Below are 13,872 nucleotides of genomic sequence, written 5' to 3'. Positions count from 1 at the left end.
GGGGTGCGGGTGGTGCCGGGGGCCGGTCGGGGCGGACCGGCCGGGCCGGTCAGGAGTGGAAGGGCAGGCCGGCGTCGGCCGCGAGCTCCAGGTCGTCGCCCTCGGGGGGCGGGACGAGGGTGGCGGTGCCGTCGCTGACGGGGACGATGCCGAGGTCGAGCAGCTCGGTCAGGGCGGCGGAACCCGCCATGTCGCGGACCTGGAGCTGGTAGCGGGCGGTGGTGCGGTAGGAGCCGCCGCCCTCGTCGCCGGTGCGCTGGAGGAAGCCGGAGTCGGTGAGGAAGGCGACGGCCTTGGCGACGATGCCGGTGGTGGAACCGGCGAGCCGGCGGGCGTCCTTGGTGGCGCCGGTGGTGGACCGGCGGGAGTAGACGCGCCAGGCGGCCTCCAGGCCGGGGGCGTCGGAGGCCGGGTCGGTGTTCTCGCCGTCCTCCTCGGCGCGCTGCTCCAGGCGCAGGCACGCCTGGCGGACGAAGGAGTCCACGCCGTTGACGGTGAGGCGGCCGATGTAGGCGTCGTCGGCGAGGTCCTCGGGGCGCGGGAAGGCCATGGCGGCGACGGCCAGGTGGGCGAGGCCGTGCAGGAAGCGGTCGGCGGAGTCGGTGTGGGCGCGGCGGGCGTAGTCGCCCATGCGGACGGCGAAGACCGAGTCCTCTCCGGCGGTCACGGCCATGCCCGCGCGCGGGGAGACCTCCAGGACGATCAGCCCGAGGCCGGTCGCGACGGCGTCGGCGAGCCGCGCGAAGCCGGGGTCCTCCTGGTAGCGACGCAGCAGCTCGGCGTACTCGGCGTCCCGCGCGGGCAGCAGCTTGGGCTGGAGCCCGAAGGAGACGAGCCGGGCGGCGTCGGCGGCGTCGGCGGGGGTGACCGCGGCGGCCTGGGCGGGCGCCGGGGGCCGGGGGGAGTCCTGCTCGCTCGACGCGTCCGCGTACTCGGGGTACTCGGGGTACTGGACGGCGTGGTCGCTCACTGCGGGGGCTCCTCGGTGCTGCTCTCGTGCGGTACGGCGGTGGTGCCGGCGGCCCGGGGCAGGGGCAGCGGCACGGGGGTGACGGCGGCGGGCGGCGCGGGGGCCCCGCCCGGCGCGGGCGACGGCTCCCCGCGCGCGGACCCGAGGCGTACGGCGCGGACCACGGGCAGCTCCCGGCGCCGCGCGGCGGCCCGGGGGGTCTCCGGCAGCGGCACGGACCCGAGCCGGGGCCGGGCGTCGGGCCGGGGCCCGGAGCCGTCGCGCGGTCCCGCGCCGGTCCCCCCGCCGGACCTCGGGTCCGCCCCCGGCGGGCCGGCGGGCGAGTCCACGAAGGGGGCCAGGAGGCGGGGGCCGGGGGATGGGGACGGGAGCGGGGCGGCCGGGCGGGCCGGGGTCGCGGGGGCGGGCTCGGGCGGCGCGAGGGGCTCGGCGCGCTCGACGGGCTCCACGGGCTCCGTGAGGTCGACGGGCTCGGTGCGCTCAGCGGGCTCCGTGAGATCGACGGGCTCGACGGGCTCGGCGGGCTCGGCGGGCTCGACGGGCTCGGCGGGCTCGGCGGGCTCGACGGGCTCGGCGGGCTCGGCGGGCTCGGCGGGCTCGGCGGGCTCGGCGGATGCCGTGAGCTCAGCGGGTTCCGTCAGTTCCACGGATTCCACGGATTCCACGGGCGCGGCGGCTTCCGCCGGTTCTCCCGGTCCGGTGGTCGGGGGAACCGGCCGGAAGAGCCACGCGCGTGTGGGGCGGGGCGGTCCGGCGGGCCGGTCGGCGGCGGAGGCGGACGGGGTGGTGCCGGAGACGTAGGTCACGTCGCCTCCGTGCGGTCGGCGGCCATGCCGGCGGCGTCGAGGAGCGCCGTGCCGACGATGAGGTCGGCGCCTCCGAAGCCGGGGTCGTCGAGGGGGGTGCCGTCGTCGACGGCGAAGAGCAGGCGCTCCTCGCCCTGGCGGTAGGCGGTGCCGACCGGCGGGCTCGCCGCGTGGACGGCGAGCAGGGCCACCAGGTAGGCGAGGTCCTCGCCGCCGGTGGCGCGGGCCTCGGCGAGCAGGCCGGAGAGGCGGCGCGGGGCGTCGTGCTCCAGGTCGAGCAGGCCGAGCGCGTCCGCGAGCTGGCGCTCGCTGAAGCGGGAGTCGTCGGGGGTGGCGATCAGGTCCGGCTCGGGCATCTCCGCGCCGAGGTGCTCGCGCTCGACGGGCGGGGTGAGCAGCAGGTCCACGAGGTCGCCGAGGCGGACCGAGGCGGGGGTGCGCAGGCCGGTGCCGTGCGCGAAGAAGGCGTCGGTGACGCGGGTGGCGCGCTCGACGGGGAGCGGCAGCAGGGGGGCGACCAGCTGCCCGTACAGGTCGAGGCCGGTGTACCGGGTGGGTGCGGCGAAGGCCTGCCGGTCCTGCTCGGCGCGGAACAGCGGTCCGGCCTCCAGGAGCCGGGACTGGAGCTGGGTGTGCCGGCGGATGCAGTCCTTGACGATGTCGACGAGTTCGGCGGCGCGGCGCTTGTTCTCGGGCTCCTCGGCCTCGTCGCGGGCCCTGCGGATGTTGGTGAGGATCGCGTTCTCGTGGCGGTAGCGGTCGGCGACGTGGTCGAGCGCCTCGGCGATCATGTCGGGGACGCTGTTGAGCCAGTCCACCGCGCGGACGTTGCGCCGGGTGGCCTCCAGGGTCCTGCGGAGGGTCTCGGCGTACTGGACGGTCCGGTAGCGGGCCTGTTCGGCGGCGAGCTGGGCGTCGGCGAGGCGGCCCCGGCTGACGAGGACCTCCAGTTTCACCTCGGCGGCGATCTGGGCGCTGGTGACGTCGGTGTCCAGGGCTCCGACCAGCACGTTGACCGCCTCGTCGGTGGTGCGGAGGCAGACCGCGCCGCCGTACCCCGGGACCTCCTCGACGAGCTTGAAGTCGTAGTCCCGGCGGACGTACACGCCGTCCGTGCCGAAGGTGCCGTAGACCGCGCGGAAGCCCCGGTCGACGCTGCCGACGTTGATCAGGTTCTCCAGGACCCAGCGGGCCACGCGCTCGTGCTCGGCGGCGGGGCGGCCGGGGGCCTGGGCAGCGACGCGGGGCAGCAGCCGGGCGACGACCTGGTCGTGGTCGGCGCCGGTGTCGAAGTCCATGTGGAGGGTGACGAGGTCGATCGCGGCGAGGGCGACCTCGGCCATCGCGTAGACCGTGTACTCGCCGGCGAGGTTGGCCTTGCGCGCGTCGAGGTCGTGCAGCGGCGCGGTGCAGGCGAGCGCGCGCAGGCGCCGCGCGAGCCCTTCGTCGGCGGCCGGCCCCTGTGCGGGGCGCGGCCCCGCGCTGAGCTGGGGCGGAGCGAGGTCCGTCGAGGCAGGCGAAGTCACGGTGCACAGAGTAGGTCCTCGCACTGACACGGGTCGAAACGGCGCAGAAACCACCGCCCCGGACCCGTCCGGGCCGGTACCCTCCGCCGGCGCCCCGCCCGCCGCGGCGGGGGCCGCTACTCCGCCGCGGGTTCGTCCACGGCCCGGGCGCAGGCGGCGGTCACGCGGCTGCGGGAGTCGTCGAGGTAGCGGGCGAGGAGGCGTTCGGCGGCGGCCCGCTCCCCCGCGCGCAGGGCTTCGAGGATCTCCTTGTTGCGGGCGAGGTAGGGCTCGTGGAGGGCGCGGGGGTCGTCCACGACGTGGAAGGCGAGCCGGAGTTCGGCGAGGACGCTCCGCATCAGCTCGTCGGTGCGGGCGCTGCCGGCGAGGGCGACGAGTTCGCGGTGGAAGTGGATGTTGGCGGTGGAGACCGCCCGCCAGTCCGCGGCCAGGGCGGCGGCCTCGCCCTCGGCGACGGCGGCGGCGAGGGCGTCCACGGGGAAGGGCGGCCGGCCGAGGCCGCGGACGACGGCACCCTCGACGAGCCGCCGGGTGCGGTAGATGTCCTCGACGTCGTCCACGGCGAGGACCCGGACGAAGACCCCGCGGTTGAGCTCGTGGACGAGGAGCCGTTCGTGGGTGAGGAGCCGGAACGCCTCGCGCAGGGTGTTGCGGGAGACGCCGAGGGCTCCGCCGATGCTCTCCTCGGAGAGGCGGGTGCCGGGCGGGAAGAAGCCCTCGGCGATCCGGGTGCGCAGGATGTCCGCGACCCGTTCCGCCGTGCTGGTGCGCCCGAGCAGCGCGCGGTCGTCCGCCAGCCCTCCGGTCGGGCCGGTCGTTCCGGTCGGGCCGGTCGCCTTGGCGTCGCCCGCGTCCACGGTCACCTCCACGGTCCCCCTTCTTCCCTGCCGGGGGCGGTCGGCCCCGTCGTCCGGCGCCGAGTCAACCGCAGAAACCGGTCACGGACAACACCCCCCTTGTCGGATCGTTGAACAATCCTCTACCTTGGCGCCACTGCGCACGGTCACCTCCGGGGTACGCACCGGAACGGAACGGGACGTACCGCGCGCAGGGCGCATCCCGCACGGTCCTCTCGTACGTCTCTCCGGCACGCCTCCCCCTCTGCGAGGTGCAGATGAGCACGACACAGACCCGGCGGCACCCCCAGGACGGAGCGCCCGACGCGTCGGGCGCGTTCGGCTGGCTGCGCGCCCTCGGTCCGCCCGGCCGGCGCGCCTTCGGCGGCGCCTTCGGCGGATACGCCCTGGACTCCTACGACTTCTTCACCCTGCCGCTGTCGATGGTGGCGATCGCCGCCTACTTCGGCCTCGACAAGGGCCAGACCGGACTGCTCACCACGGTGACCCTGGTGGTCTCGGCGGTGGGCGGCGCGCTCGCCGGGGTCCTCGCCGACCGGGTCGGCCGCGTCCGGGCGCTGATGATCACGGTGATCACGTACGCGCTCTTCACCGTGCTCTGCGGCTTCGCGCCGAACTACGAGACCCTGCTGGTCTTCCGGGCGCTCCAGGGCCTCGGTTTCGGCGGCGAGTGGGCGGTCGGGGCGATCCTGGTCGCCGAGTACGCCTCCGCCCGGCACCGGGGCCGCACGCTCGGTGCCGTGCAGTCCGCGTGGGCGGCCGGCTGGGCGCTCGCGGTGATCGTCTACACCCTGGTCTTCCAGTTCTTCGACGCGGACCTGGCCTGGCGGATCCTGTTCTGGACGGGCGCCCTGCCCGCGCTGCTCGTCTTCTGGGTCCGGCGGCACGTGGAGGACGCCCCCCAGGCGGCCGCCGCGCGCGAGGCGAGCCCCGAACGGGGTTCGCCGCGGGCGGTGTTCCGGCCCGGGCTGCTGCGCGTCACCCTCTTCGCGACCCTGCTGTCCACGGGCGTGCAGGGCGGCTACTACACGCTGGCGACCTGGGTGCCGACCTTCCTGAAGACCGAGCGCGGGCTGACCGTGGTCGGCACCGGCGGCTATCTGACGCTGCTGATCTCGGGCGCCTTCGCCGGCTACCTGACGGGCGGCCACCTGACGGACCGGATCGGCCGCAAGCGGAACATCGCGCTCTTCGCCGTCCTGTCGGCGGTGTCGGTGCTCGCGTACACCCAGATCCCGGCGGGCGCGAACACCCTCCTCCTGCTGCTCGGCTTCCCGCTCGGCTTCTGCATGTCGGCCATCTTCAGCGGCTTCGGCTCCTTCCTCGCCGAGTTGTACCCGACGCCCGTGCGCGGCACCGGCCAGGGGCTCACGTACAACACCGGGCGCGCGGTCGGCGCGGTCTTCCCCACCCTGGTCGGCTTCCTCTCCGAGAGCTGGGGCGTGGGCGGGGCGCTGGTCTTCGGGGCGGTGGGGTACGGGATCGCGGTACTGGCGCTGCTCGGCCTGCCGGAGACGCGCGGGAAGGAACTGGGATGAGCGGCGCCGGCCACCGCGGCGAGGAGTGCCGGACCACCCCCTGAGCACCCGGCACGCGCGCGTACCGGCACAGCACACGCACCACGCACCACGCACCACGGCACCACGGCACCACGGCACCACGGCACCACGGCACCACGGCACCACGGCACCACGGCACCAGCGAAGGGAACAGCACCATCATGAGCGGGGTCTCGATCGACCTGAACGCCGATCTCGGCGAGGGCTTCGGCCGCTGGACGCTGACCGACGACGAGCGGCTGCTCTCCGTCGTCACCAGCGCCAACGTGGCCTGCGGCTTCCACGCGGGGGACGCGGTGACGATGCGGCGGGTGTGCGAGCTCGCCGCCGCGCGGGGGGTGCGGATCGGGGCCCAGGTGTCCTACCGGGACCTGGCCGGCTTCGGGCGGCGCGCCATGGACGTGCCGGCGGCGGAGCTGGCCGCCGAGGTGGCGTACCAGATCGGGGCCCTGGAGGTCTTCGCGCGGGCGGCGGGCTCCCGGGTGGCGTACGTGAAGCCTCACGGGGCGCTCTACAACCGGGTGGTGGGGGACGCCGAGCAGGCGGCGGCGGTCGTCGACGGGGTGCTCCTCGCGGGCGGCGGGCTGCCGGTGCTGGGACTGCCGGGTTCCCGGCTGCACGAGGCGGCGGAGCGGGCGGGGCTCCCGGTCGTCGCCGAGGCCTTCGGCGACCGCGCCTACCGGGCCGACGGCTCCCTGCTGCCACGGGGGCGGGAGGGGGCCGTCGTGCACGACCCGGACGCCGTGGTCGAGCGGTCGGTGGCGCTGGTCCGCGCGGGCACGGTGACCGCGCACTGCGGGACGGCGGTGTCCGTGCGGGCGCGGTCGCTCTGCCTGCACGGGGACACCCCGGGCGCGGTGGAACTGGCCCGGCGCGTCCGGGCCGGCCTGGAGGCCGCCGGGGTCACGGTGGGGGCCTTCGCGTGAGGGTGCTGCGGGCGGGCGAGTCGGCCCTCCTGGTCGAACTGGCCGACGGGGCGGCCGCGGAGGCGTTCCACGCGGAGCTGCTGCGGCGCCGGGCGGCGGGCGCGCTGCCCGGGGTGCGGGAGATCGTGCCGGCGGCGCGGACGGTGCTGCTCGACGGGGTGGCCGAGCCGGGGCGGCTCGCGGCCGAACTGCCCGGCTGGGAGCCCCGGGCGGAACGCCCGCGCGCGGGCGGCGTGGTGGAGGTGCCGGTCCGGTACGACGGGCCGGACCTGCCGGAGGTGGCCGCCCGGTGGGGGGTGACGCCCGCCGAGGCGGCGCGGATCCACTCCGCGGCCGAGTTCCGGGTCGCGTTCTGCGGCTTCGCCCCGGGCTTCGGCTATCTGACCGGGCTCGGCGCGCGGTACGAGGTCCCGCGCCGGGCGACGCCCCGGACGGCGGTGCCGGCCGGGGCGGTGGCGCTGGCGGGGCCGTACACGGGCGTGTACCCGCGCTCCTCGCCGGGCGGCTGGCAGCTGATCGGGACGACGGACGCGGTCCTGTGGGACACCGGCCGGGAGCCCGCCGCGCTGCTCTCCCCCGGCACGCGCGTGCGGTTCACCGCCGTGGACGTCCGGCCGGGGACGGGGGCGGGCCGGTGAACGACCGTGCCGTCGTCGTGGTCCGGGCCGGTGCCCTGACCACCGTGCAGGACCTGGGCAGGCCCGGGTACGCGCACCTGGGGGTGCCCCGGTCGGGCGCCCTCGACCCGGCCGCCGCCCGGCTGGCGAACCGGCTGGTCGGCAACGAGGAGGGGGCCGCCGTCCTGGAGACCACCGTGAACGGCTGTGCGCTGCGGCCCCGGCGGACGGTGACCGTGGCGGTGGGCGGCGCGCCCTGCCCGGTCCGGGCGGACGGCCGCCCGCTGCCCTGGGGCACGGCGGTGCGGGTCCCGGCCGGCGCGCTCCTGGAGGTCGGCCAGGCGGTGCGCGGGCTGCGCTCGTACGTGGCGGTCGGCGGCGGGTTCGCCGTCGACCCGGTGCTCGGCAGCCGCTCCACCGACCTGCTGTCCGGGCTCGGCCCGGCGCCGCTGGCGGACGGGGCGGTGCTGCCGCTGGGAGCGGCCACGGCCGTACGGGGGTCGGTCGACGCTCCCCCCTGGCCGGGCCCGCCGGACGAACTCGTCCTGCGGGTCCGGCTCGGGCCGCGCGACGACTGGTTCACCGCCGGCGCGCTCCGGACCCTCACCACGCGCGCGTACCTGGTCTCCTCGGCGAGCAACCGGATCGGACTGCGCCTCGACGGGCCCTCCCTCGAACGCGTCCGGCCCGGGGAACTGCCCAGCGAGGGCATGGTCCTGGGCGCGGTGCAGGTGCCGCCGGACGGGCGGCCCGTGGTCTTCCTGGCGGACCATCCCACGACCGGGGGCTATCCGGTGGTGGCGGTGGTGCGGGCGGCGGACCTGGGGGCGGCGGCGCAGGCGGCGCCGGGGACCCCGGTCCGGTTCGTCACGGCCCGGTAGGACCGTCCGGCGGCGGGGTGCCGTAGCCCCCGCCGCCGGGGGTGCGCAGGACAAGGACGTCGCCGGGGCCGACCTCGGTGGTCGCGGCCCCGGCGAGGCGCTCCACGGTGCCGTCGGCGCGTTCGACGAGGTTCTCGCCGAGCGCGCCCGGCTCGCCGCCCGCCATCCCGTACGGGGGCACCCGCCGGTGTCCGGTGAGGAGGGCGACCGTCATCGGCGCCAGGAAGCGGAGCCGGCGCTCCACGCCGTCGCCGCCGTGCCAGCGGCCCCGGCCGCCGCTGCCCTCGCGGACGGCGAAGGAGTCGACGCGGACGGGGTGGCGCCACTCCAGGACCTCGGGGTCGGTGAGGCGGGAGTTGGTCATGTGGGTCTGGACGGCGTCGGTGCCGTGGAAGCCGTCGCCCGCGCCGGAGCCGCTGGCGACGGTCTCGTAGTACTGGACGCGGTCGTCGCCGAAGGTGACGTTGTTCATGGTGCCGGAGCCCTCCGCCTGGACGCCGAGGGCCGCGTAGAGGGCGCCGGTGACGGCCTGGGAGGTCTCGACGTTCCCGGCGACGGTGGCGGCCGGGGGTTCGGGGGCGAGCATGGAGCCGGGCGGGACGCGGATCTCCAGGGGCACCAGGCAGCCGCTGTTGAGGGGGATGTCCTCGTCGACGAGGGTGCGGAAGACGTACAGGACGGCGGCCGTGACGACGGCGGTGGGGGCGTTGGCGTTGCCGGGGAGCTGGGCGGAGGTGCCGGTGAAGTCGAGGACGGCGGAGCGGCGTTCGCGGTCGACGCGGACGGCGACCCGGATGACGGCGCCGGAGTCGGTCTCGTAGCGGCACGTGCCGTCGCTCAGGCGGGCGACGATCCGGCGGACGGACTCCTCGGCGTTGGCCCGCACGTGGCGCATGTACGCCTGGACGGCGTCGAGGCCGAACTCGGCGACCGCCTTGCGGAGTTCCTCGACGCCCTTCTCGTTGGCGGCGGTCTGGGCGCGCAGGTCGGCGAGGTTGGCGTCGGGGTCGCGGGAGGGGTGGGGGGCGCCGGTGAGGAGGGCCCGGGTCTCGGCCTCGCGGAACCTTCCGTCGCGGACCAGGAGCCAGTTGTCGAAGCGGACGCCCTCCTCGTCGATCGTGCGGCTGAAGGCGGGCATGGAGCCGGGGGTGATGCCGCCGATCTCGGCGTGGTGGCCGCGGGAGGCGACGAGGAAGCGGAGCGTGTGCCCGTCGTCGTCGAGGACCGGGGTGACGACGGTGACGTCGGGCAGGTGGGTGCCGCCGTGGTACGGGTCGTTGACGGCGTAGACGTCGCCGGGGCGCAGGTCGCCCGCGCGGCGGCGCAGGACCTCCTTGACGGTCTCGCCCATGGAGCCGAGGTGGACGGGGATGTGGGGGGCGTTGGCGACGAGGTTGCCGTCGGCGTCGAAGAGGGCGCAGGAGAAGTCGAGGCGTTCCTTGATGTTGACGGAGTGGGACGTGTTCTCCAGGCGGACGCCCATCTGCTCGGCGATGGACATGAAGAGGTTGTGGAAGACCTCCAGGAGGACGGGGTCCACGTCGGTGCCGGCGGCGGTGCGGGCGGGGCGCGGGACGGCGCGGCGCAGCAGCAGGTGGCCGGTGGGGGCGGCGGTGGCGCGCCAGCCGGGGTCGACGACGGTGGTGGCGTCGTCCTCGGCGAGGATCGCGGGCCCGTCGACGGTGTCGCCGGGGCGCAGGTCCTCGCGGCGGTGGAGCGGGGTGTCGGAGGCGGTGGCGCCGTCGTGGGTGCGGACGGTGGCGCGGGGGGCGAGGGGGCCCGTGCGGGTGCCGGTGGGGACGTGGACGGGGCCGTGGGGTCCCGCGGCGCCGGCGGCCTCGACGGTGACGGCCTCCGCGACGAGCGGCCTGTCCATGGTGAAGGCGTAGCGGGCCCGGTGGTCGGCGGCGAAGGCGGCGGCCATCTCCCGGGCGGGGCCGAGCTCGACGGGGAGGGGCGCGTCGGTCCCGGCGTAGCGGAGCAGCACGCGCGCGCGGGTGGTGATCGCGTGGTCGGGGAGGCCGTCCGCGCGGAGTTCGGCCCGGGTGCGGTCGGCGAGTTCGGCGGCGACGGCCGCCACGCGCGCGGGGGTGCCGGGTGCGTCGAGCGGGGCCTCGACGGACCGTTCGCGCAGGGCGGTGGCGTCGGCGAGGCCGATGCCGTACGCGGAGAGGACTCCGGCGAGCGGGGGGACGAGGACGGTGTCGACGCCGAGGGCGTCGGCGACGGCGCAGGCGTGCTGGCCTCCCGCGCCGCCGAAGCAGGTGAGGGCGTAGCGGGTGATGTCGTGGCCGCGCTGGACGGAGATCTTCTTGACGGCGTTGGCCATGTCGAGGACCGCGATCCGCAGGAAGCCGGCCGCGACCGCCTCGGGGGTGCGGCCGCCGCCGATCTCCTCGGCGAGGGCCGTGAAGCGTGCGCGGACGGTCCCGGCGTCGAGGGGTTCGTCGCCGTCCGGACCGAAGACGGCCGGGAAGTGGTCCGGCTGGATCCGGCCGAGCATCACCTGGGCGTCGGTGACGGTGAGCGGTCCGCCGCGCCGGTAGCAGGCGGGGCCGGGGACGGCTCCGGCGGAGTCGGGTCCCACGCGGTAGCGGCGGCCGTCGTAGTGGAGGACGGAGCCGCCGCCGGCGGCGACGGTGTGGATGCTCATCATGGGGGCCCGCATCCGCACCCCGGCCACCTGTGAACCGAGTTCACGCTCGAAAGCGCCGGCGTAGTGCGACACGTCCGTGGACGTGCCGCCCATGTCGAAGCCGATGACGCGGTCGTGTCCGGCCAGGGCGGAGGTCCGGGCCATGCCGACGACGCCGCCCGCGGGTCCGGAGAGGACGGCGTCCTTGCCCCGGAAGTGGGCGGCCTCGCGCAGTCCGCCGTTGGACTGGAGGAACATCAGGCGGATCCCGGGGAGTTCGGCGGCGACCTCGTCGACGTAGCGGCGCAGCACGGGCGAGAGGTAGGCGTCGACGACGGTGGTGTCGCCGCGCGGCACCAGCTTGATCAGCGGGCTGACCTCGTGGGAGCAGCTGACCTGGGAGAAGCCGGTGGCGCGGGCGGCTTCCGCGACCCGCCGCTCGTGCCCGGGGTTGCGGTGGCCGTGCAGGAGCACGACGGCGGCGGAGCGGAGGCCGTCCCGGTGGGCGGCGGCGAGGGCGGCGGCGACGGCGGCCTCGTCGAGGGGACGGACGACCGTCCCCCGGGCGTCCACCCGCTCGGGGACCTCGGCCACGCGCGCGTACACGGCCTCCGGCAGCACGATGTGCCGGTCGAAGAGGCGGGGCCGGTTCTGGTAGGCGATCCGCAGGGCGTCGCGGAAGCCCTCGGTGACGAGCAGCAGGGTGGGTTCGCCGCGCCGTTCCAGGAGGGCGTTGGTGGCGACGGTGGTGCCCATCTTGACGACGGCGACCCGGTCGGCGGGGACGGGCTCGCCGGGGGCGAGGCCCATGAGGAGCCGGATCCCGGCCACGGCGGCGTCCTGCCGGCGGCCCGGGTCGTGGGAGAGGACCTTGCGGGTCACGAGGCGGCCGTCGGGGCGCCGCCCCACGACGTCGGTGAAGGTGCCGCCCCGGTCGATCCAGAACTCCCAGCGCCCGCTCATCCCCCCATTGTCGCCGCGAGGGCCTCGGCGAGGGCGGTCTCGGCGCGCGCGTCGAGCGGCCCGGGGCCGCTGCCGCCGGTCCGGTGGAGCAGCTCCTCCCCGGCGAGCAGCAGCAGTTGCGGCAGCAGGTCGTGGCTGCGGCGCAGCACCCATCCGGTGCCGGCGGTGGCGAGCCACCGGGCGGTCGCGGCGCGGCCGGGCGGCGGCTCGGACGCCTCCGGGGAGGGGGCGGGCCCCCGGGCGAGCCCCCGCGCGGCGAGGAGCCGGTGGAAGGCCCCGGCGACGGCCCGGTGGCCCCGCTCGCCGGGGTGGAGCCGGTCGGCGCTCCACAGCCCGCGGTCGGCGGTCCAGGCCGGGTCGGCCAGGTGGAGGTGGACGGCGCCGTGGCGGGCGGACAGGGCGTGCACCACGGCGTTCACGCTCCCGCCCCGGCGGGCGAGCGGCCGGGCCAGCGGCCCCGGGAGGCCGAGCAGCCGTCCCGGGTCGGGCAGGCAGGCGGTGAGGAGTACGGCTCCGGTCGCGCCGAGCGTGGCGAGGGCGTGGTCCAGGCGGCGGGCGAACAGCCCGACGTCGAAGGTGTGCCGCAGGGTGTCGTTGACCCCCACGACGACCGAGGCGAGGTGCGGCCGGAGGGCGGCCGCGCGGGGCGCCTGGTCCTCGGCGACGTCCCGGCCGAGGGCGCCGCTGACGGCGAGGTTGACGAAGTCCAGGCGCTGGTCCGGCCCGGCGAGGCCGTCGGCGAGCAGCGCGGCCCAGCCCCGCCACGTTCCCCCGGCCCGGTCCCCGACCCCTTCGCTGAACGAGTCCCCGAGCACGGCGAACCGCAGGGGCGCGGGGGCGGCAGGCGCGGCCTTCCCCGCGGGTCCGCCGAGGTCCGCCGGGGCCGGGGCGGGCCCGTGCGCGGGGGTCATCCGCCGACCTCCTGCGGCAGGGGCGGCAGGGCGGCGGCGGGCCCGGCGGCGGCCGCCTCGTGGGCGCCGAGGAAGGCCGCCACGGAGCGGTCCCAGGAGAAGCGCTCCGCACGCGCGCGTGCGGCGGCCCTGCGGGGGGCCTCCGGCAGGGCGAGCAGGCCCCGCGCGGCGGCGGTGAAGGCCGCCGGGGTGTCGGCGGCCGCCGCGCCGGCGGTGCCGACGACCTCCGGGAGGGCGGAGGAGGCGCTGACGACGGCGGGGGTCCCGCAGGCCAGGGCCTCCAGGGCGGAGAGCCCGAAGGTCTCGGCGGGGCCGGGCGCCAGGCAGAGGTCGGCGGCGGCCTGGAGGTCGGCGAGCTCCTCCCGGTCGGCGACGTGGCCGAGGAAGAGCGCCGGGAGGCCCCGCGTCCGGGCCCGCCGCTCCAGGGCGGGGCGGAGCGGTCCGTCGCCCGCGACGACCAGCCGGGCCGGGACGCCCGCGTCCAGCAGCCCGGCGAGGGCGTCCAGGGCGGTGCCGGGCCGCTTCTCCACGGACAGGCGGGAGCAGAGGACCAGCAGGACCCCGGCCCCGGCCGCGTACCCGGCCCGGACGGCGGGGTCGCGCCGGCCGGGCCGGCAGCGCTCCAGGTCGACGCCGAGCGGGGCCCGTACGACGTTGCGGGCGCCGACGCGGGTGAACTCGTCCTGGGCCCAGGCCGTGGTGCACACGATCCGGCCGTAGGCCCAGGCGGTGCGGCGGTTGAGCCGGTCGGCCGCGCGGACGGCGAGCGGGGCGGGCAGGCCCCAGGTGCGCAGGACGCCGTCGGCGGTCTCGTGGGAGACCATCACGGAGGGGACGCGGGCGCGCCGCGCCCACTCCCCCGTCCAGCGCAGGGTGGTGCGGTCGGAGACCTCGATCCGGTCGGGGGCGAGGGCGTCGAGGAGGGCGGCGAGGCGGCGGCGGTCGGCGAGGACCCGGTAGCCGCCGGTGGCGGGGAGTTCGGGCCCGGGGAGGGTGATGACGCGGCCCTGGTCGGCCGTCTCGTCGCGGGCCTCGGCGCCGGGGACGATCAGGACGGGGTCGTGCCCCGCCGCGCGGTAGCCGCGGCCGAGCCGGTCGAGGGCGGTGCGCAGTCCGCCCGAGGTGGGGGTGACGAAGTTCGCGAGCCGCACGATGCGCAGTCCTTCGCGGCCGTACGAGGCGTGGTGCGCCGGCCCGTACGCGCGCGCCCGCGCGGGGGCG

Annotated in this window: 11 protein-coding genes; 4 read left to right on the top strand and 7 right to left on the bottom strand. The window is 77.2% G+C overall.

All coding sequences use genetic code 11. The features are described 5' to 3' along the window. Window positions 1-49 precede the first annotated feature (49 nt). The 4 genes from IE326_RS32465 to IE326_RS32450 all read right to left on the bottom strand — a co-directional run bounded on the left by IE326_RS32465 (window position 50) and on the right by IE326_RS32450 (window position 4,159). Window positions 50-970, bottom strand: coding sequence for a hypothetical protein (locus IE326_RS32465; RefSeq protein ID WP_150227187.1), 921 nt, complete (start codon window positions 968-970; stop codon window positions 50-52). After that, window positions 967-1,776, bottom strand: coding sequence for a hypothetical protein (locus IE326_RS32460; RefSeq protein ID WP_190044040.1), 810 nt, complete (start codon window positions 1,774-1,776; stop codon window positions 967-969). Before IE326_RS32460 ends, IE326_RS32465 begins: the two co-directional genes overlap by 4 nt. Further along, the gene (locus IE326_RS32455) at window positions 1,773-3,302 is read right to left on the bottom strand and encodes a hypothetical protein (protein ID WP_150227189.1); all 1,530 of its coding nucleotides are present in this window, start codon (window positions 3,300-3,302) and stop codon (window positions 1,773-1,775) included. Before IE326_RS32455 ends, IE326_RS32460 begins: the two co-directional genes overlap by 4 nt. Before the next feature lie 116 nt (window positions 3,303-3,418). Continuing rightward, window positions 3,419-4,159, bottom strand: a complete 741-nt coding sequence (locus IE326_RS32450; protein ID WP_190044267.1) for a GntR family transcriptional regulator — start codon at window positions 4,157-4,159, stop codon at window positions 3,419-3,421. Window positions 4,160-4,416: 257 nt separating this feature from the next. On the opposite strand from IE326_RS32450, the gene IE326_RS32445 reads away from it, so the two are divergent. The 4 genes from IE326_RS32445 (at window position 4,417) to IE326_RS32430 (ending at window position 8,142) form a co-directional block, all read left to right on the top strand. Continuing rightward, the gene (locus IE326_RS32445) at window positions 4,417-5,697 is read left to right on the top strand and encodes an MFS transporter (protein ID WP_190044039.1); all 1,281 of its coding nucleotides are present in this window, start codon (window positions 4,417-4,419) and stop codon (window positions 5,695-5,697) included. A gap of 182 nt (window positions 5,698-5,879) precedes the next feature. Then, complete coding sequence (locus IE326_RS32440; protein ID WP_150227191.1) at window positions 5,880-6,644, top strand: LamB/YcsF family protein; 765 nt, start codon at window positions 5,880-5,882, stop codon at window positions 6,642-6,644. Next, window positions 6,641-7,282, top strand: a complete 642-nt coding sequence (locus IE326_RS32435) for a 5-oxoprolinase subunit B family protein (protein WP_190044038.1) — start codon at window positions 6,641-6,643, stop codon at window positions 7,280-7,282. Before IE326_RS32440 ends, IE326_RS32435 begins: the two co-directional genes overlap by 4 nt. Beyond that, entirely contained in the window at window positions 7,279-8,142 is an 864-nt protein-coding gene (locus IE326_RS32430; RefSeq protein ID WP_190044037.1) for a 5-oxoprolinase subunit C family protein, read from the top strand. Before IE326_RS32435 ends, IE326_RS32430 begins: the two co-directional genes overlap by 4 nt. Here the strand turns inward: IE326_RS32430 and IE326_RS32425 are convergent. From IE326_RS32425 to IE326_RS32415, 3 genes are read right to left on the bottom strand one after another with little or no spacing between them, the layout of a single operon-like run. Next, entirely contained in the window at window positions 8,129-11,740 is a 3,612-nt protein-coding gene (locus IE326_RS32425; RefSeq protein WP_190044036.1) for a hydantoinase B/oxoprolinase family protein, read from the bottom strand. The two genes, IE326_RS32430 and IE326_RS32425, sit on opposite strands and share 14 nt — an antisense overlap. Further along, window positions 11,737-12,651 carry an SGNH/GDSL hydrolase family protein gene (locus IE326_RS32420; RefSeq protein ID WP_190044035.1) on the bottom strand — a complete coding sequence of 305 codons (915 nt, stop codon included), beginning with the start codon at window positions 12,649-12,651 and terminating at the stop codon, window positions 11,737-11,739. The genes IE326_RS32425 and IE326_RS32420 overlap by 4 nt, the downstream gene beginning before the upstream one ends. After that, complete coding sequence (locus IE326_RS32415) at window positions 12,648-13,811, bottom strand: glycosyltransferase (protein ID WP_229915788.1); 1,164 nt, start codon at window positions 13,809-13,811, stop codon at window positions 12,648-12,650. Before IE326_RS32415 ends, IE326_RS32420 begins: the two co-directional genes overlap by 4 nt. Between the last annotated feature and the right edge of the window lie 61 nt (window positions 13,812-13,872).

This window comes from Streptomyces filamentosus (assembly GCF_014654895.1).
Taxonomy (GTDB): domain Bacteria; phylum Actinomycetota; class Actinomycetes; order Streptomycetales; family Streptomycetaceae; genus Streptomyces; species Streptomyces filamentosus.
Note: the sequence above shows the minus strand (reverse complement) of the source record. Positions and strands in the feature narration are given on the sequence as shown.